This window comes from Thermus sp. NEB1569 (genome assembly GCF_022385295.1).
Taxonomy (GTDB): Bacteria; Deinococcota; Deinococci; order Deinococcales; family Thermaceae; genus Thermus; species Thermus scotoductus.
Window position 1 is genome coordinate 569,007 of record NZ_CP092445.1, and the last position, 17,050, is coordinate 586,056.

Consider the following 17,050-nt stretch of genomic DNA (forward strand, 5'->3'; position numbering starts at 1 on the left):
AGCAGGAACCCCGCTAACCGATGTCCAGCACCCACCCCCGCCGCTCCTCCTCCAGGAGGTGGCGGTAGATGCCCAGGGTGATGTTCGGGTTTGCGTGGCCCATGCGCTCAGCCACCAGCTCCACGGGAGCCCCGTGGGCGAGGAGGAGGGAGCCGTAGGTGTGCCGGAGGTCGTGGACCCGCACCTGGGGGAGACCGAGCCGGGCGAGGAGCCTGCGGAGGAAGTGGTCCGGGGCGTCCGGGTGGACGGGCTGGGAGGGGTCCCGCCCCGGGAAGAGCCAGCTCCTCCGCACCTCCTCCTCGCTGAGCCCCTGGACGCTCTCGCGGTAGGCCCGCAGGCGCTCCAGGGTGGTGGGAGGGATAGGGACCGCGCGGTAGCCAGAGGAAGTCTTCGGTTCGGATATGACTCCCTTCCCGCCCACCTTCGCCCACGCCCGGCGCACGTGGAGCACCCCCTCCTCGAGGTCCACGTCTTCCCACCGGAGGCCCAGAGCCTCGCCCCTTCGGAGCCCGCAGGTGAGCATGAGCCGGAGGGCGAGGGCGAGGGGGGAGGGGTGCTCGTCCAGCGCGGCGAGAAGTCTCCTAGCCTCATCGGGCTCCAAGGTTCTTCCCGGACTCCTCCTCGGCGGCCCCTTCACCTTCACGGGAGCCACAGGGTTGCGGTGGATGAGCTCCATCCGCACGGCGTCCTCAAAGACGGCGTGGAGGAGCCAGCGGATGTTCGTCATGGCGTGCGGGGTGAGCCTGAGCCCGTCCAGGTGCCGCCGGACGTGGAGGGGTTGGACGCTCTGGAGCCGCATGCGCCCAAAGCGGTCGTAAGCCGTGGGGTCCCTGAGGGAGGGTATGGCCTTCGCCAGGTGGTAGCGGTAGCTCTCCAGGGTGCGGGGGCGAACCTCCGCCGCCTTGCGCTTGAGCCAGTCCTCGGCCCAGTCCCGCACGGTGATCTGGGCGGGCTCGGCGAGGAGCCCCCGGTGGTGGAGCACCTGGAGCTCGGCGAGCTTACGGGCGACCTCCTGGCGGGTCCTGCCGTAGACGACCTTCCGCCGGGGGTTCCCGCGAGGGGTGTAGCCCACCGTGATGGCCCCGACCCAGAGCCCGTCCTTCCGCTGGTAGATGGACCCTTCTCCTGGAGGACGCTTGCGGGCCATGTCAGCGCAGGTGCTGGCTCAGCCAGGACTCGTAGTCCCGGTGGCTGACCTCCAGGGTGTAGAACGTCCTTGGGTTGCCGCTGAGGACGAACACCGCCTCGCCCACACGCCTCTCCAAGGGTTCCCCTGGCCGCACCCTGTTCAGGTTCTCCTCCACCCAGCGTTTGGACTCCACCTGGGGGTTCCCGTCAAAAGGGGCGGTGGCGAGGTAGGGGAGGAGCCAGGACGCCGTGGGCTCGGCGTTCAAACCGGATACGCTGACCTCGTAATGCAGCACCTTGTCCCCGTAGGAGTAAACCTCCACGACCATTTCCGCCCCCGTGTCCGGGTCCACCTCGCTGGCCCTCCTAACCCACACCCCGGGGAGCACGTTGGACTTCTCCGCCTTCCACCGGAAGCCAAAGGGTTCCTTCTCCAGGTTCAGCGTGATGTCTACCCAGGCGAGGCCGGGGAGGGTGGGGGGCGGGTTGCTTGGCTCTTCTGGCTGGGGTGGCTCCTCTGGCTTGGGTGCTTCCGTTGGCGCGGTTGGCTGGGTTGGCTCCGTTTGCTGGGTTTGCTGAGCCGTCTGGGGCTGCTGGGGTGGCTGCGGGGCGGGGAAGAGGTACGCCAGTCCGATGAGGAGGAAGACCACGCCGAAGGCAAAGCCTCCAATCCGCTGACCCTGGGTCAACTGCCGCCTGGACTCTCTAGAGAGGGCGCCCGCGATGAAAAGGACGCCGAGGATGAGGAGAACCCATCCCACCGCTACCTCCTACATCTTCCGCACCAGGGTGGCCGCCACCCCGAGGATGCGGTCGCGCTCGGTTAGGGGAACGGGAGGGTGGTCCGGGTTGTCGGAGTAGAGGTACCAGGAGCCGTTGTAGCGCTGGAGCCGCTTTGCCACAACCCCGTCCCAGTGCACGTGCACCGCCACGATGCGCCCGGGCTCCGGGGCTCCCCCCGTCCAGAAGACCACGATGTCCCCGTCCCTGAGCGTGGGCTCCATGGAGTCTCCCTTGACCCGCACGGCGAAGAGCTCTTCCTCCCGCTTGCCCCTGAGCTCGGGGATGTGGAGGGTGATGTATTCCGCGCCCTCGTTCCACATCGGCGGCCCAGCCCCGGCGTCTATGACAGGAATACGATACCGCACCACGGGGATGGACCCGGGGATTTCCGCACCAGGAAGCTGGATGCCGGTTTCGCGGGAGAACTCCTCGGGGGTCCATTGGAGAACATGAAGGATGCGTTCAAGGGTGGCGGGCTCTTTATAAGCGAGGTAGCGCACCATGTTTTCCACGTTGGGTAAAAACCTCGCCCCGGCCCACCCAGGGCTTTTGCCTACCCGCTTGGAAAACTCCGCCTGGCTAATGCCAAGCTTTTTCAACCTGGCTTTTATGACTTCTGCTGCTTCATCTATCGCCACCATCTTCTCCCCCCAAATACCTTTGGTATTAGGATAGCCCCGTAATGACTACTGAGGGTATTGACAAGCGCGGGAGCTTTGACTACAATGGGTAGCGATGATCGGTGAACGGCTCAGGGAGCTCCGGTTGAAGCGCGGCCTCTCCCAGTACGAACTGGCCCGCGCGGCCAATGTGAGCCAAGGGCTCATTTGGCAAATAGAGGCCGGGCGCAAAACCCCCAGGCTGAAGACGCTTTTGCGCCTGGCCGAAGCGCTTTCCGTTTCCCCCGAGGAACTACTACCAGTAGTATCTAAGGAGGAGACCCATGCATAACCCCGTGGCCTACAACATCGCCCAGGCGGCCAGGGTCCTGGGCATCGGCGAGAGGACCCTCCGGTATCTCATCCGGGCCGGGCAGATCCGCGTGGCCCGGGTGGGGAGGAGGGTGCTGGTCCCTCACTCGGCCATCGTGGAGTTTTTAGAACGCGGTGGCGTTGAACAGGTCCTTTACGGCCACGTGGCCGTGAGGAAGGCCAGGGTGGAGGCCCTGGCCTAGTGGAGGTGATGCGAATGACTAGACAGGCGCAGGTTCAGTATACCACAGCTCTGCGGCGGGTGCTGGAGAAGTACCCAACCCTCCCCCCTCGGAAGCGCGGCGAGTCCTGGGAGGAGTACCTCCAGCGCTTGGAGCACCGGCTCCGGTTGCTGGAGTACGCCTGGGGGGACTGGGTGGAGTCCCCCCCTAGGCCCGAGCTCTACCTCTCCGACCCTTACTTGGCACACGCGTGGCCGAAGGCCCGGGGGGAGATTTACCTGCTCCGGATGGCTATCCCGGAGCTTCGGCGGGCCCTCAAAGGGGTGCGCCATGCGTAGGGACTGGCGCACCGCCTGGTATCAGGCCAACCCAGAGGGACTGGTGGGGCGTCTCAGGGACCTCGCGCGGTCCCGCCCCGAGGCCGCCAGGGCCCTGGCCACGCGGCTGGAGCGCGAGGGCTGGGGCCCCTGGTGGGAGCTCCTGGGGGACCTCCAGGCCCCCCGGGCCCTCTGCCCCGTGTGCCGGGGGGAGGGGGTGGTGTGGACGCATCCCATGGCTCGCTCGTGGGAAGTCCCCCAGGACCTCGCGGACGAGTGGTGGCAGGACTGCCACGCATGCGGGGGGGAAGGCCTGGTGCCCTTCCCCGTTGACGCAGGGGACTACGGGGAGGAAACCCCGTTCCCAATGGCCGAAGAAGGCCAAAGGAGGTAGATCATGGGGATCTTTAAAGGGATGGTCGCGGAAAGGAGCGGCGAGCAGGCGGTTAGGGAGCCTGGGACTTACGAGTTCCAGCTTGTAGAGGTGCAGGCGGGGCTCATGGCGAGCCAGTTCAGCGAGGAGCCCAAGCCCGCCCTGCGCTTCCTCTTTGAGGACGACGAGGGGCGCCTCTCCGGTCTCGTCAACATCCCCTCCATCGGTAGAACCCCCGATGGCTCCTACGGGCTCCTCTACAACGAGAAGTCCAAGTTTTGGCAGGTGGTGGGGGCCCTCTGGGGCCGGGCGGTCGGGCCTCAGGACGCGAGCCTCCTGGACATGGACATTCCCGGGGTGAACAGACCGGAGGACCTGAAGCGCTTACCTCTCTTCTTCACAGAGGGGCAGGAACCGGTGAAAGGGGTGGTGATTCGCATGGGCGAGGAGGAGATCACCGCCCCCGGCAGGCCCGTGCTCCTCACCATCGCCACGAAGGAGAAGGGGGACCGGGTGGTGACCAACATCATCCAGTACGCCCCGGTTCCGAGGAAGCGGGCTCAGAAGGCGGCCCAGAAGGCGGCTGAAGACCTCTGGTAGGAGGAGCCATGGCCCACCGCGCCCTGTACGACCCGACCCCGGAGGAGTGGCGCTACTACTCCTTCTCCCCCACGGCGGTGCGGTGGGCCAGGGTCGCCCTCGAGGCGGAGGGGTACGAGGTGGAAGCGCACGCCGCCCTGCTGGAGTTCGGCGTCCTCCTGGCGGCGTGGCACCCCGAGAAGGGGACCGGATTCCTCCTGGACGTCTACGATGTGAACCTCGTGGCGCGCCACGGCCCCGAAGCCCTCAGGAAGGGGCTCGTCCGGGGCTACGCCGCCAACCACGTCCGGGAGGACGAGCCCGGCTACCACATCCGCCGCTACGCCGAGGCGGCCCTGGCTCGCATCGTCAACGAGTTCGCCCGCGAGGCCACGCCGGGGAACCGCAACAACGCCCTGAACCGCATGGCCTACCAGCTCGGGCGGCTGGTGGGTGGTGGGCTCATCACCGAGGAGGAGGCGAGGGCGCTCATTTTCGGGGAGGCCGAGAAGGTCTTCCAGCCCTCCGAGCGCGCCGAGGTGGAGGGGACGGTCCGGTCGGGCCTCGAGGCCGGGAAGCGGAAGCCCGCCCCGCGCCCTGAGCGCCTGCTCGGCCTCAAGCCCAGGAAGGGGGTGGTGCCGCCGTGGGCGAAGTGAGCATGGCCCCGCCGGAGCGCCTGCCGCGGGAGGAGGCCCTGGCCCGCCTGCGGGAGTGGATCCCCGGGGTGGAGCGGGTGCTGCGGGTGCTCTCCACCCCGGTGCACTACGCCCTGGTGGTAGAGGGGAAGCGGGTGGAGCTGGGGCCGGTGGACACCCTCCTCTCCCAGCGCCGCTTCCGGGCCAGGGTGGTGGAGAGCTTGAACGTCCTCCCCCGCTGGCTGGACCAGCGCTACTGGGACAGCATGGCCCAAGCGGTGCTGGACGCCGCCGAGGAGGTGGAGGCCCCAGAGGCGGAGGAGCTGGACCTGCTGCGGGCCTGGCTGGAGGCCTATCTAGAGGAGCGCGCCCCCGCCCAGGCCTCGGACCCTCAGAGCTACGAGGCCCACTTGCGCCTGGAGCTCCCGGTGGTCACCCCCGATGGGGAGGTGGCGGTGAACGCCGTGAACATGGCCACCTGGGTCGGGGACAGCCGGGGGGCGAAAATCCAACCCCGGGCTCTAGCTCTCCTCCTCCGGCGCTACGGGGCAGAGGCCAGGAAGCTCCAGGTCTGGAAAGAGGGGCGAAACCGCACCAAGCGCTACTGGATCGTCCCCAGCACCGTCTTGCCCGAGTGGGCCCGGGGGTTGGGGGAGGATTTTGAACCCGGTCAAGGTTCTAGTCACATAGTCACTTCTCCGGAACAAGTGACTAGAGGGGTTAGCCCCGTCCAGGACGAGAAAAATGGGGGGTCTAGTCACATAGTCGGAGAAAAAATCGCCCCCGCACCATCTCAAGTATCTGACTATGTGACTAGACCCCAAGGAAACCCCGTGCAGGACGGCAGTAATGCTCTAGTCACATGGGGCAACTCATCTGACTATGTGACTAGACTTAGTGATGCGGAACACACTTCTGAACCGGAGAAGGATTTCTCAACCCCACCAGGAGGTGGAGACCAGGAATGGCCCCCCGATGGGGAGACAAGTTTCACGAAGAAGGAGGTGGGCGGTGGCAAGATCCGCATTGTCCTCGACCCCTAGCCTGCGGGTCTACGGGCCTCCAGGCACGGGCAAGACCACCTGGTTGGCCCAGGAGGTGCAGGCCCTTTTGGAAGAGGGGGTGCCCGGGGAAGATATTGCGGTTTGCTCGTTCTCCCGGGCTGCTTTCCGGGAGTTCGCCGGGAGGCTAGGAGGGAAGGTGCCAGAGGAGAACCTGGGCACCATCCACTCCCTGGCCTACCGGGCTATCGGCAGACCCCCGCTGGCTTTAACCGCTGACGCCCTGAAGGATTGGAACGCCAGGGTACCGGACACCTGGCAGATCACCCCCAGGGTCAAGGGTAAGGGAGCGGATTTCTTGGACGTCATGGACCCGTACGAGGACGAGGACAACCGCCCCTACGGGGACCGGCTCTACGATCAAGTGGTCCTTCTCCGCAACACCCTCACCCCCATGCGGGAGTGGACGGAGGAGCAGGTGCACTTCTACCAGGCGTGGAAGTCCTGGATGCACGCCCAGGGGGTGGTGGACTTCCCGGGCATGCTGGAAGCGGCCCTGGCCCAGCCCGGAGGCCTCGGGGTGCGGTTCCTCCTGGTGGACGAGGCCCAGGACCTCACCCCCCTGCAGCTCCAGCTGGTCCTCAAGTGGGCCCAGGGAGCCCGCTACGCCCTCATCGGGGACGACGACCAGAGCATCTACGCCTTCATGGGGGCGGACGGCTCCTCGTTCCTTTCTGTGCCCGTGGCAGGGGAGCTGGTCCTCTCCCAGTCCTACCGGGTGCCCGCCCAGGTGCAGGCCCTGGCCCAGGCGGTGATCCGCCGGGTGGGGCGCCGGGCGGAGAAGGAGTACGCCCCCAGGGACGAGGACGGGGTGGTGATGCGCCTGCCCGTGGACCCCGAGTGGCCGGCTCCCGCGGTGGAGGATGCCCTGGAGCGGGTGCGGGCGGGGGAAAGTGTTCTTTTCCTTGCCACCGCCAAGTACCTCCTGGACCCTCTTACGGAGGAGCTCCTCTTGCGCGGGGAGCCCTACGGCAACCCCTACGCCCCTCACCGGCACAGCTTCAACCTCTTCCCCAGCGGGGCCAGGGGGGCGTGGGAGAAGGCCAGGGCCTTTCTCTTCCCCAACCGGGTGGGGGCGGACCTGAAGGCCTGGACCCCCTACGTGCGGGCGGAGGTATTTGCAGTCAAGGCGGTGAAGGCCAGGGAGATCATCGACGCCCTCCCGGACCACGAGCGTTTGGACGACCGCCACCCCATCTGGGAGGTCTTCGCCCCGGGGCACCGGGAACACGCCGTGGGACGCAACCCCTCGTGGCTTCTGGATCACCTGCTTGGCAAAGCCCCCAAGGGCTTCAGGCAGGCCCTCATGGTGGCCCTGCGCAACCCGGCGGCGGTGCTGAAGGGGGAGGCCAGGGTGTGGCTCGGGACCATCCACAGCGTCAAGGGCGGGGAGGCGGACTGGGTGTACCTCTGGCCCGGCTACACCCGCAAGGCGGCCAGGGAGAACCCCGACACCCTGCACCGCCTCTTCTACGTGGGCCTCACCCGGGCGAGAAAAGGGGTGGTGCTGATGGCTCAGGGTGAAGCCCCGCACGCCTACGTCTGGCCGGAAAGGAGGAGGGTTTACGTATGACCGGGATGACGGCGCTGGAGGTGTTGCTGGCGGCCCAAAAGGCCGGGGTGCAGCTGGTGGAGGAGGAGGGGCGGCTGGGCCTCGAGGGCCACACCGAAAACATCCAGGCTTTCATGGCCCGCTACGGGGAGGCCCTGAAGACCCGCCGGAAGGAGGTCCTGGCCCTCCTGCGGGGGGAGGTGGACGAGGACACCCGCCGGGCTCAAGCCCGCCTGGAGTTTGCCCTGGCCTTTACCGCCAAGCTGGAGGCCGAGGCCGAGGAGGAGGCTGGCGTGCCCACCTGGTTGGCCTACGCCACCTGGTGCCTGGTGGGGGACGCCATGGAGGGCTTCGTCCGCTGGGGCCTGGGGGATGCCTGGCCTGCTATCCAGGAGGCCTGTCAGGACCGGGCGGAGGCCAGGGGGCTCAGGGAACGGGCATTAGAGAAGTGGGCAGAGGCCCACAGCAAGCGGGAGGCGTTGCGGGCTGAACTCCGCTGGAACGACCCTCAGTGGCACCTCTGGATGGACCAGTTGGGCCACGAGGCGGAAACCTGGGCGTGGCGAGCCTTCTTGGTGGAGCTGGCGCTGAAAAACCCGGGGGCGTCCAGTGAGGTGGAAAAGGGCTTCGACCCCTGGGTGGACCTCACCCCGTGGGCGCACTACCTGGCGCAAAACGGCAAGCGCTTGCGGCTGGTGTGGCGGGAGGCAGCGTAGGGGTGGCCCGTGATGGAGATGGCATGGTGCCCGGTGTCCGATAGGTGGGAGGTCCTGGTGATCCACGGGGGCCGCACCGTCGGCTACGGCCAGGGGGTGACCCGCGCTCAGGCGGTGGAAAGGGCCATCCAGGACGCCCTCCGGCACGGCTACTCGGTGCCTTTGGCCCAGGCATACCTGGCCTGGTGGGAGGGCGTGGTGCTGGACGTGCGGGATGTGCTCCTGCGCGTGATAAAGGAGCTGGCGAGATGAGCTTGCTTCAGCTGGTACTCGTCTACGTCCTGACCTCCTACCTGGCCCTGGGGCTCCTCCTGCTCTACCTTTCCCGGCGGGGGGAGGAGCTTCCCGAAGGGGCCAGTGTGGGCATCCTCGGTCTGGCCGCCCTTGCGGGACTGGTGGGCGTGCTGGTGGCGCTGGTGTGGAGGGGGGTATGAGCCGCACTCTGAAGTACTGCCGCTACGTGGCCCTGATAGACGGGGGGATGGGCTGGGAGGTGTTTGGGTCTACCTTCACCCAGGATTGGCTTGCCCCCCGCATGTCCGACCTGCTTGCCGCCCTGGAGCGGGCAGGGTACGACGACTGGGAAGACATCGGCAAGGCCCCCAAGCTGGAAGCCGAGCTTGCCACGACCGTTCTTCCCTGGCCCCTGGACAAGCTCACCATCGGCGAGGGGGTGAGCGTGTACGCCGGGCCGACCAAGGTTGTGGAGGGGCGCTTGGTGCGCTCGGCCATCTTGGAGCTGGGCCCGGAAGCCCTCGAGGCCCTGGGGTACTTCGAGCGCTACGCCTGCCCCGCCGAGGGGTGCCAGGGCACCATCCGGGTGCCCAAGACGATTACCCCGGATATCTACACGTGCCCGTGCGGGGCCAAGCGGATTTTTGTGCGGCTTCCCCGCTACGGGGAGCGCTTAGAGCCTGATAAGCACTTCATCCTGGAGGTGGTGGGGTGAAGCGTCTTTGGTACGTACGCTACCGGGAAAACGGCTATAGCCGGGTGAAAACCTTCGCCCACCGGGAAGCGGCAGCCCAAGAGGCTCAGCGCATTGCGGACGCCACCGGGCGGCCCGTGGAGTTGGGCATGTGCTCCACCGGTTACCGCGAGGGCATCCGTTACACCGTCTATCCAAGGAGGGAGTCATGAGGGCCACTTTGCCCTGGCCCCCCTCGGTCAATCACTACTGGGCCGCCCGTGACAATGCCCGCTACCTGTCCCCCCGCGCCAGGGCGTGGCGGGATGAGGCCGCTTGGCGGCTCCGGGAGGCCAGGAATGGGAAGGGGCGCATCTCTCAGGAGGTGGCCCTGTTCCTCTTCGCCTACCCCCCGGACCGCCGGAAGCGCGACCTGGACAACATCCTCAAAGCCGTCCTGGACGCCCTCGTGCACGGGGGCGTGCTGAAGGACGACCACCAGGTGGCGGAGATCCACCTCATCCGCCGGAGACCGGAGCCGGGCGGAAGGGTGGAGCTCTACCTGGAGGTGATGGACCCTTGACGCCATCCGGCGTGAGGTACTGGCCCAATCGGGGCGTGGCCCCGGCCCCTAACCCACGGGGCGCCCCATATCTTGGGGCGGGTCCGAGACGCCGCACCATGGGCGAGGTCCAATCCCTCCCCCGCCACAGCGGCGTCGCCAGGGGCCACTCGCCCGCAGGCCCTGGGGGGCCAGGGGGCCTGGAGGGCGGGGTGACACTTGCCGACATTTGGAGGGAACCTTGAGGAGAAAGAAGCTCATTTTGACCAAAACCGCCGTGATGGAAGCGCTGAGGAAAACCCACGGGCTGGTTTCTCCGGCGGCCGAGTTGCTGGGCACCGACCGCACCACCCTCTACCGCGCTATCAAGCGCTTCGGTTTGGAAGACTTCCAGCGCCAGATGCGGGAGGAGGTGATAGGTGATGTTGCTGAGCTGAAGCTTTTTGAAGCCATCAAGCAGGGCAAACCTTGGGCGGTGGCGCTCTACCTGAAGACCCTCGGCCGCCACCGCGGCTACGTGGAGCGGCAGGAGGTGGCCAGCGTCGAGGAGGTGCGGATCCGGTTGGTGGAGGAGGATGGCCCGGACGACTGAGCCGCGGGTGGTGGTGAGGCCCCTGCACCCCGGGCAGCTCAGGGTGCTGAGCCAGGCTGGCCCGCGGGGCAACATCCTGCGCTGCGGCAGGAGGTGGGGAAAGACCCGGCTCCTTGGGCGCCTGGCGCTGGAAGCCTTCCTGCGCGGGCGGCGGGTGGGCTGGTTCGCCCCCACCTACGCCCACCAGGAGGAGATATGGCGCTGGTTGGAGCGGCGTCTGGCCCCGGTGGCCCCCTTCCTCTCCATGCGGGAGAGCCCCCACCCCCGCATCGCCGAAGGGGGAGGGGGGCTGATCGAGATCTGGTCCCTGGCGTCGGGAGACGCCGTGGCCCGGGGGCGCTCCTACCACCTGGTGGTCCTGGACGAGGCGGCGTTCGCCCCGGACCTCGAGGCCCAGTGGGACTACGCCATCGGTCCCACCCTCCTGGACACGGGCGGGGTGGCGTGGATCGCCTCCACCCCCAGGGGGCGCAACGGCTTCTTCCGGCTCTGGGCCCGCTACGAGGGGGTGGAGGGCTGGGCCCTCCACCACGCCCCGAGCCACGAGAACCCCTACCTCGACCGGGAGTGGTTGGAGGAGTACCGGCGCACCCGGCCCGCGGAGGCGTACCGCCAGGAGATCCTGGCGGAGTGGGCGGACGTGGAGGGGCGGGTGTTCGCCGAAGACGCCCTGGCCAGGGCTCTGACCCTCGAGGGCCCCACCTTCCCCCAGGAGAGCGGGCGCTACGCCGCCGGGGTGGACCTGGCCCAGGCCCAGGACTACACGGCGGTGGTGGTGTTGGAGCTGGGGCCGCCCCTTCGTCTGGTGCATGCCGACCGGTGGCGGGGGCTTTCCTACACCCTCACCGCCCGGAAGGTGGTGGAGGTATTGGAGCGCTACCGGGCTTGGGCGGCGGTGGACGCCACGGGGGTGGGCAGGCCGGTGCTGGAGGAGATCCGCGCCCTCTGGCCCCTGGCCCGAGGGGTAACCATCACCTCGGGCCGGGGGCGGCGGGAGGGGAGCGTGGGCAAGGAGGACCTGGTGAGCGAGCTGGTGGTGCACCTGGAGCGGGGGGCGCTGGAGCTCTACCCGTACCCTCCCCTCCTGGAGGAGCTGCGGGCGTTCGAGGCTTCCCCCCTGCCCGGGGGCGGCTTCCGGTACGCGGCCCCCTCCGGCGGGCACGACGACTTGGTCATGGCCCTGGCCCTTGCGGTGTGGGCGGCCCAGCATGCGGCCCCTACAGGTGGGCCCTACCGGGTGAAGGGGAGGTGGTAGTGGGCTCCAAAGAGCTGTATACTAGGGCTAAGCTGGGCAAGACTCTACCCTGCCCCCGGTGCGGCTCCACGGAGGTGGAGTCCAGGGGGCGGGTGGGCGTGGAGGGGGTATGGCCGGACGTGATGCTGGTGCGGCGGTACAGGTGCGGGCGCTGCGGGCTTACGTACGAGAGCGCCGAGGTCGCCCTGGCCCTGATCCCGCCCTCCTCCTCTGGGGGGCCCTGAACGCCCGCATGCGCCGCGTGGGGCCTCCTGGCCGGGGGCGCCGGGGGGAGGTGGAGCGGCTGGTGGGTCAGGCGGGGAGCTACGCCCTGCGGGTAGGGGGGCGCTGGTACCCCTGGGACGTGGTGAGGGCGGCGCTCCGCAGGGCCCTGGAGTTGGACCGGCCCCCTCACGAGCGGAGCCGGGAGGCGCGGGACCTGGCGGCCTTCCTCTGGTCCCCTCGCCCCGACCGGGTGGGCTATGTCCTAGCCCGCCCCAGGCTTCTCCAGATATGGCGGGAGATTCATGGCTAAGGAGAAGATGAACACCTACCAGGAGCCTCGGGGCTGGCTCCGGGCCGAGTGGACCCCGGCGGAGGTCCGCACCGTCTGGGCCATCGCCCAGCAGGGGGACATGCGGCCCGTGGCCGAGCTCGCCCGGGCCATCTTGGGGGACGAGCGGGCGCAGGGGGTCCTCTCCGTGCGGGTCCGGGGCCTCTTGGGCCTCCCCTTCACTCTGGAGCCCGCCCCCGGCGGGGAGCGCTGGGCGAAGCTCCTGGAGGAGCGGTGGTGGAGCCTCTTCCCCGAGGAGGTCCTGCACGACCTCATGGTCTGGGCTCTCCTCACCGGGGTGGGCCTCGCCGCCCTCTCGTGGGTGGAGGAGGACGGCCTCCTCTGGCCCAAGCTGGACGTCTGGAACCCCGGGGCCCTGGTGATGCGGGACGGGGAGTGGCGCGTGCGGGACGCCACAGGGCAGGAGCATCCGTTGGAGCGGGGGATGTGGCTCCTCTACACCCCCTACGGGCCGAAGCGCCCGTGGGAAAAGGGGCTCTGGCGGACCCTCGCCCTCCCCTGGCTGGTGAAAGCTGACGCCATCCGGTACTGGGCCCGTGACAACGAGGTGGGGGCCCTCAGGGTGGCCTACACCGATGGGCCCACGGGGGATACGGGGAAGGAGCTCGCCCAGCTCCTGGCGGACCTCGGAGGCGACACGGGCCTCGTCCTCCCCGAGGGGTGGCGGCTGGACGTGCTCTCGCCCTCGGCGGAGGTGTGGCGCTCCAAAGCGGAGGCCATCGCCTGGGCGGACCGGGCCATGACCATCGCCATACTCGGGCAGAACCTCACCACGGACGTCCAGGGCGGGAGCTACGCCGCCGCGCGGGTGCACGAGGCCGTGCGAGCGGACCTCCTGGAGGCGGACGTGGAGACCCTAGCCACCGGGCTCAGAAACGGCGTCCTGTCCCTCTGGGCCGAGTGGAACGCGGGGGACCCCGCCCTCGCCCCCTGGCCCCGCTGGGACCCCAGGCCCCCCGAGGACCTGGCCGCCCGGGCGGAGACCCTGCAGAGGCTGGCCCAGGCCGTGGCGACCTTCGCCCAGGCGGGGGTGGACGTGGACCTGGACGCCCTCCTGGAGGAGTACGGCCTCCCCGTGCGGAAAGGGCAGGGGCTCGTGCGCCTCGCCTCGGGGGACCCGCCCCAGGAGGCCCCCGGCTTCGTCCAGGGCCAGCTCTACGCCGACGCCCTCGCGGATCGCCTCCTATCCCGCCTCCCCGACCCCCTGGCGGGCCTCGAGGCCGAACTCGCCCAGGCCCAGAGCTACGAGGAGGTGCGGGGCCTCCTCATGCGCCGCTTCCGGGAGGCCTCCCCTGAGGAGGTGGCCACCCTCACGGAGCGGGCCCTGGTCCTCGCGGGACTGGCGGGGCGGTACTCGGTGATCCGGGATGTGGAGCGTTAGCGCGGACCCCCTCCGCTTCCAGGAGGCGGCGGAGTGGTTCCGGGGCAAGGTGCCCCTCCTCAAGGGGGAGTGGGGCCAGCTCACCCAGGAGGCCCGGCGGCGGGCCTTCACCGCCGCCGGGGTGGCCCTCTTGGACCGCCTCGCCCTTCTCCACCAGAGCGTCCTCCGGGCCCTGGAGGAGGGGACGCCCCTGGAGGAGTGGCGGAAGGAAGCCCTGGCCATCCTCGGCGGGGGGTGGAGCCGGGGGCACCTGGAGACGGTCTTCCGCAACAACGTGCAGGCGGCGTACTCCGCCGGCCGGTGGGATCAGCTGCAGGACCCCGCGGTGCGCCGCTCCCACCCCTACCTCATGTACGATGCCGTCCTGGACGCCCGCACCACGGAGATCTGCCGGGCCCGGGACGGGGTGGTGCGCCCGGCGGACGACCCGTGGTGGAAGGCCAACTGGCCCCCCCTCCACCACAACTGCCGGAGCGGGGTGCGGGCCCTCACCCGCGCGGAGGCCGAGCGGCGGGGCGTGACCCAGACCCTGCCCAGCCTCCCCCCGCAGGAGGGCTTCGGCCTCTCCCCGGCGGAGGAGGAGTGGGTGGAGGGCTACGCCAAGGGCCAAAGGGACGCCGCCCGCCTCCCCTGGGCGCCCGCCTTCGCCGGGGAGCCACCCACCTGGCGCTCCTACGGCCTACCTGAACGCCTGGACCCTACGCCCGCCCCCGGAGACCTCCTGCCCACGCTGGCGGAGGTGGGGGAGGCGCGCTTCCTCGCCCTCCTGGAGGAGCGCTTGGGAGGCCTCCCCGCCCTCCTCGTGGACCCCACGGGCCTCCCCGTGCTGGTGGACCGGGGGCTCGTGGGCCACCTCAAGGGGGATGGGCGGGAGCGCTTCCTCGCCTGGCTCCCAGACCTGGTGCGGACCCCGCAGGAGGTCTGGCTCCTCCCCCTTCAGCACGAGCGGCGAGTGGTCTTCCGCCAGCGGTACCTGAAGGTCTACCGGGAGGGGCGGGACCGGCACCTGGTCCTCTCGGCGGAGGTGCACCGGGGGGCCCTGGTAGCCCTGACCTTCGTGGAGTCTAGGGACTACGCCTATCTCCAAAACCAGCGGGTGGGGTTTCTCCGGTGGGTGGCCAAATAAAACGGGGAACGCCCCCCTGGAGGGGCGCCCGTCCTGCACCGGGCTATCGGGAACCCAGGCCCAGCCCGGTGGGTTTGCCCTGATTCTAGCACCCCTTGTAGCGGAGTGCAAGGTGTGCTATCCTAGAGCTAAGCTCGGATAACTCTACCCCCGGGAAGCCCCGGGGGGGTTTTCGTGGACCATGACACGGCATGCCCTGACCATCCCCGTCCCCGGGGGCGAGCCCCCCCGCGAGTTTCGCATCTTCCCCTTCGGTCGCGTGGAGACGACCAAGGGGGTCTTTCTCTTTGACCAGGAGGCGGCCCGCCGGGTGATGCAGGCTTGGCGGGACTACGGCAACCGGCTTTCCATTGACTACGAGCACCAGGCCCTGGAGCCCGTGGCCAACGGCCCCGTCCCCGCCGCCGGGTGGTTTGACCTCGAGGTCCGGGAGGACGGCCTCTGGGCGGTGAACGTGGAGTGGACCCCGAGGGCTATGGAGCTTTTGCGCAACCGGGAGTACCGCTACTTCAGCCCCGCCTTCTACGTGGACGAGGAGGGGCGCATCGTGGAGCTCATCAACCTCGCCCTCACCAACCTCCCGGCCACCAAGCGCATGGAGCCTCTGGTGGCGAAGGCGGTGGGGTTTGAGTCGGGCCCGGTCTACGAGGGCTCCTCCTGGGACGCGGACGCCGCCCTGGCCCGGGTCCGGCGCTGGGCCAGCCGGGACGGGAGCGGGGACAAGGACACCATTGACTGGGGCAAATACCGCCGGGCGTTTGCGTGGTACGACGCCACGGACCCAGAGAGTTTCGGCTCCCACAAGCTCCCCCACCACGACGTGGTGGACGGGAAGCTTGTGGTGCACAAAAGGGGGGTCTACGCCGCCGCCGCCGTTCTGCAAGGGGCGCGTGGTGGCGTGGACATCCCAGAGGCGGAGCTGGAGGCGGTGAGGAGGCACATCGCGGCCCACTACCACCAGTGGGGCGAGAAGGCCCCCTGGGAGCGGGAGGAGACCAGGAGGACGAGGATGGAGAAGGTTCTGAGGCTTTTAGGGCTTAGGGAGGACGCTGGCGAGGCCGAGGCCGAAGCGGTTCTCCGCAGGCTCATGGCGTTCCCGGAACGGGTCTTCGCCCTGACGGGGACGCGCCGGGAGGACGAGGCCGAGGCGGTGCTCCTGGCCTGGAAGCAGGCCCACGAGGAGCTGCCCCGGGTCCAGGAGCGGCTGGCCGCGCTGGAGGAGGAGCGGAGGAAGGAGCGGCTGGCCCGCCTCATTGAGGAGGGGAAGAGGGAGGGCAAGCTCACCCCGGCCATGCTCTCCTGGGCGGAGAGCCAGACTCCCGAGGCGCTGGAGGCGTTTTTGCGGGTGGCCCCCAGGGTGGTCCTTTCCAACGGGGCAGAGGAGCCCCCTGTGGGGCAGGAGGGGCTGGACTGGCATAAGCTCAGCCCCGCGCAGCGGGCTGAGCTGTACCGGGAAAACCCGGAGGTGTACCGGGCCCTACGCAAGCGGGCCCTGGGCTACTAGGAGGTAGAAGATGCCTGCAACGACTCGGGCCGATCTGATCATTCCGGAGGTTTTGGCGGACGCGGTGGCGGGCGCGTGGCCCAACCGCATTGCCCTCTACGGCACGGATGCGGTGGTGGAAAGCCGCACCCTACCCGGTGGGGTGCGCGGCGGGGACAAGGTGAAGGTGCCCTACTTCGGCATCCTGGGCGAGTTTGAGCAGGTGGCTGAAGGAGCGCCCCTTACCGTTACCAAGCTCTCCATGACCTCGGAGGAGGCCACCGTGCGTCGGGCGGGGAAGGCGTTTGAGGTCAACTCGTGGGCGCAGTTGGCCGCCATGTACGCCGACCCCTACGCTGAGGCTACCCGCCAGATCCTGGAAGGGGCCCAGCGGGAGTTTGACCGGGCCCTGGTGGAAGCCGCCAACAGCACCACGGGCGGGGGTGTGGCCACCCAGGATGCATCCACGGGCACCATCACCTACGACGCCCTCGTGGACGCCCTGGCCAAGTTTGGGGACGCTCAGGTGGACGTGGCCGCCGTCATTGTCCACTCCAAGGTGTTGGCGGACCTGCGCAAGCTCAAGGACACCACGGGCCAACCCATCTTCGTGGACGCCCAGCAGGGTGGGCTGCCCCGGGTGATGGGGCTTCCCCTCATCGTTTCCGACCGGGCCCCTGTCATTACGGGCACGCCCACCAAGTACGTGACCCTCATCGTGCGCCGTGGGGCCCTGGCCCTGTGGTACAACGGCACCCCCACCGTTGAGACCGACAAGGACATCCTGGTCGACTCCACGGTGGTGGCGGTGAACGTCTACTATGCCGCCCACCGCTATTCTCGCTTGCCGGGAAGCGACAAGCCCACGGTGGTGCGGCTTATCACCCAGTGAGG

At 68.9% G+C, this 17,050-nt stretch carries 24 protein-coding genes; 21 read left to right on the plus strand and 3 right to left on the minus strand.

The window, feature by feature from the left end; translation table 11 throughout:
• Positions 1-13 precede the first annotated feature (13 nt).
• The 3 genes from MI302_RS03625 to MI302_RS03635 all read right to left on the minus strand — a co-directional run bounded on the left by MI302_RS03625 (position 14) and on the right by MI302_RS03635 (position 2,552).
• A complete protein-coding gene (locus MI302_RS03625; RefSeq protein ID WP_239726232.1) occupies positions 14-1,147 on the minus strand; it encodes a site-specific integrase in 1,134 nt (377 codons plus the stop codon).
• A gap of 1 nt (position 1,148) precedes the next feature.
• Entirely contained in the window at positions 1,149-1,517 is a 369-nt protein-coding gene (locus MI302_RS03630; RefSeq protein ID WP_239726233.1) for a hypothetical protein, read from the minus strand.
• A 381-nt stretch (positions 1,518-1,898) separates the two neighbouring features.
• A complete protein-coding gene (locus MI302_RS03635; RefSeq protein ID WP_239726234.1) occupies positions 1,899-2,552 on the minus strand; it encodes a LexA family transcriptional regulator in 654 nt (217 codons plus the stop codon).
• A 94-nt stretch (positions 2,553-2,646) separates the two neighbouring features.
• Here MI302_RS03635 and MI302_RS03640 point away from each other — a divergent pair, with 94 nt between their 5' ends.
• The 21 genes from MI302_RS03640 to MI302_RS03745 all read left to right on the plus strand — a co-directional run bounded on the left by MI302_RS03640 (position 2,647) and on the right by MI302_RS03745 (position 17,048).
• A complete protein-coding gene (locus tag MI302_RS03640; RefSeq protein WP_239726235.1) occupies positions 2,647-2,862 on the plus strand; it encodes a helix-turn-helix domain-containing protein in 216 nt (71 codons plus the stop codon).
• Positions 2,855-3,085, plus strand: a complete 231-nt coding sequence (locus MI302_RS03645) for a helix-turn-helix domain-containing protein (RefSeq protein ID WP_239726236.1) — start codon at positions 2,855-2,857, stop codon at positions 3,083-3,085. Before MI302_RS03640 ends, MI302_RS03645 begins: the two co-directional genes overlap by 8 nt.
• Positions 3,086-3,093: 8 nt before the next feature.
• Positions 3,094-3,402, plus strand: a complete 309-nt coding sequence (locus MI302_RS03650; protein WP_239726237.1) for a hypothetical protein — start codon at positions 3,094-3,096, stop codon at positions 3,400-3,402.
• A complete protein-coding gene (locus MI302_RS03655; RefSeq protein WP_239726238.1) occupies positions 3,395-3,775 on the plus strand; it encodes a hypothetical protein in 381 nt (126 codons plus the stop codon). Before MI302_RS03650 ends, MI302_RS03655 begins: the two co-directional genes overlap by 8 nt.
• Before the next feature lie 3 nt (positions 3,776-3,778).
• On the plus strand, positions 3,779-4,354 hold the full coding sequence (locus MI302_RS03660) for a hypothetical protein (protein WP_239726239.1): 576 nt from the start codon (positions 3,779-3,781) through the stop codon (positions 4,352-4,354).
• An 8-nt stretch (positions 4,355-4,362) separates the two neighbouring features.
• Positions 4,363-4,989: a hypothetical protein gene (locus MI302_RS03665; protein ID WP_239726240.1), complete on the plus strand. Its 627-nt coding sequence runs from the start codon at positions 4,363-4,365 to the stop codon at positions 4,987-4,989.
• The gene (locus MI302_RS03670; RefSeq protein WP_239726241.1) at positions 4,977-6,011 is read left to right on the plus strand and encodes a hypothetical protein; all 1,035 of its coding nucleotides are present in this window, start codon (positions 4,977-4,979) and stop codon (positions 6,009-6,011) included. The genes MI302_RS03665 and MI302_RS03670 overlap by 13 nt, the downstream gene beginning before the upstream one ends.
• Positions 5,980-7,602 carry a UvrD-helicase domain-containing protein gene (locus MI302_RS12170; RefSeq protein WP_304653895.1) on the plus strand — a complete coding sequence of 541 codons (1,623 nt, stop codon included), beginning with the start codon at positions 5,980-5,982 and terminating at the stop codon, positions 7,600-7,602. The genes MI302_RS03670 and MI302_RS12170 overlap by 32 nt, the downstream gene beginning before the upstream one ends.
• Positions 7,599-8,297, plus strand: a complete 699-nt coding sequence (locus tag MI302_RS03685; RefSeq protein WP_239726242.1) for a hypothetical protein — start codon at positions 7,599-7,601, stop codon at positions 8,295-8,297. Before MI302_RS12170 ends, MI302_RS03685 begins: the two co-directional genes overlap by 4 nt.
• Before the next feature lie 9 nt (positions 8,298-8,306).
• Complete coding sequence (locus tag MI302_RS03690) at positions 8,307-8,549, plus strand: hypothetical protein (protein WP_239726243.1); 243 nt, start codon at positions 8,307-8,309, stop codon at positions 8,547-8,549.
• Positions 8,546-8,731, plus strand: coding sequence for a hypothetical protein (locus tag MI302_RS03695; protein WP_126187915.1), 186 nt, complete (start codon positions 8,546-8,548; stop codon positions 8,729-8,731). The genes MI302_RS03690 and MI302_RS03695 overlap by 4 nt, the downstream gene beginning before the upstream one ends.
• Positions 8,728-9,246, plus strand: coding sequence for a hypothetical protein (locus tag MI302_RS03700; RefSeq protein ID WP_239726244.1), 519 nt, complete (start codon positions 8,728-8,730; stop codon positions 9,244-9,246). The genes MI302_RS03695 and MI302_RS03700 overlap by 4 nt, the downstream gene beginning before the upstream one ends.
• On the plus strand, positions 9,243-9,437 hold the full coding sequence (locus tag MI302_RS03705; RefSeq protein WP_239726245.1) for a hypothetical protein: 195 nt from the start codon (positions 9,243-9,245) through the stop codon (positions 9,435-9,437). The genes MI302_RS03700 and MI302_RS03705 overlap by 4 nt, the downstream gene beginning before the upstream one ends.
• Entirely contained in the window at positions 9,434-9,787 is a 354-nt protein-coding gene (locus MI302_RS03710) for a RusA family crossover junction endodeoxyribonuclease (protein WP_239726246.1), read from the plus strand. Before MI302_RS03705 ends, MI302_RS03710 begins: the two co-directional genes overlap by 4 nt.
• 220 nt (positions 9,788-10,007) lie before the next feature.
• Positions 10,008-10,358: a helix-turn-helix domain-containing protein gene (locus MI302_RS03715; protein WP_239726247.1), complete on the plus strand. Its 351-nt coding sequence runs from the start codon at positions 10,008-10,010 to the stop codon at positions 10,356-10,358.
• Positions 10,342-11,613: a terminase large subunit domain-containing protein gene (locus MI302_RS12095; protein ID WP_255721696.1), complete on the plus strand. Its 1,272-nt coding sequence runs from the start codon at positions 10,342-10,344 to the stop codon at positions 11,611-11,613. The genes MI302_RS03715 and MI302_RS12095 overlap by 17 nt, the downstream gene beginning before the upstream one ends.
• 109 nt (positions 11,614-11,722) lie before the next feature.
• Positions 11,723-12,127 (plus strand): hypothetical protein, encoded by a 405-nt coding sequence (locus tag MI302_RS03725; protein ID WP_239726248.1) that lies wholly within the window; start codon positions 11,723-11,725, stop codon positions 12,125-12,127.
• Entirely contained in the window at positions 12,120-13,547 is a 1,428-nt protein-coding gene (locus MI302_RS03730) for a DUF935 family protein (RefSeq protein WP_239726249.1), read from the plus strand. The genes MI302_RS03725 and MI302_RS03730 overlap by 8 nt, the downstream gene beginning before the upstream one ends.
• A complete protein-coding gene (locus tag MI302_RS03735) occupies positions 13,534-14,673 on the plus strand; it encodes a PBECR2 nuclease fold domain-containing protein (RefSeq protein WP_239726250.1) in 1,140 nt (379 codons plus the stop codon). Before MI302_RS03730 ends, MI302_RS03735 begins: the two co-directional genes overlap by 14 nt.
• Positions 14,674-14,854: 181 nt before the next feature.
• Positions 14,855-16,177 carry a phage protease gene (locus tag MI302_RS03740; protein WP_239726251.1) on the plus strand — a complete coding sequence of 441 codons (1,323 nt, stop codon included), beginning with the start codon at positions 14,855-14,857 and terminating at the stop codon, positions 16,175-16,177.
• Positions 16,178-16,187: 10 nt separating this feature from the next.
• Positions 16,188-17,048, plus strand: coding sequence for a phage major capsid protein (locus MI302_RS03745; protein WP_239726252.1), 861 nt, complete (start codon positions 16,188-16,190; stop codon positions 17,046-17,048).
• Positions 17,049-17,050: the final 2 nt, after the last annotated feature.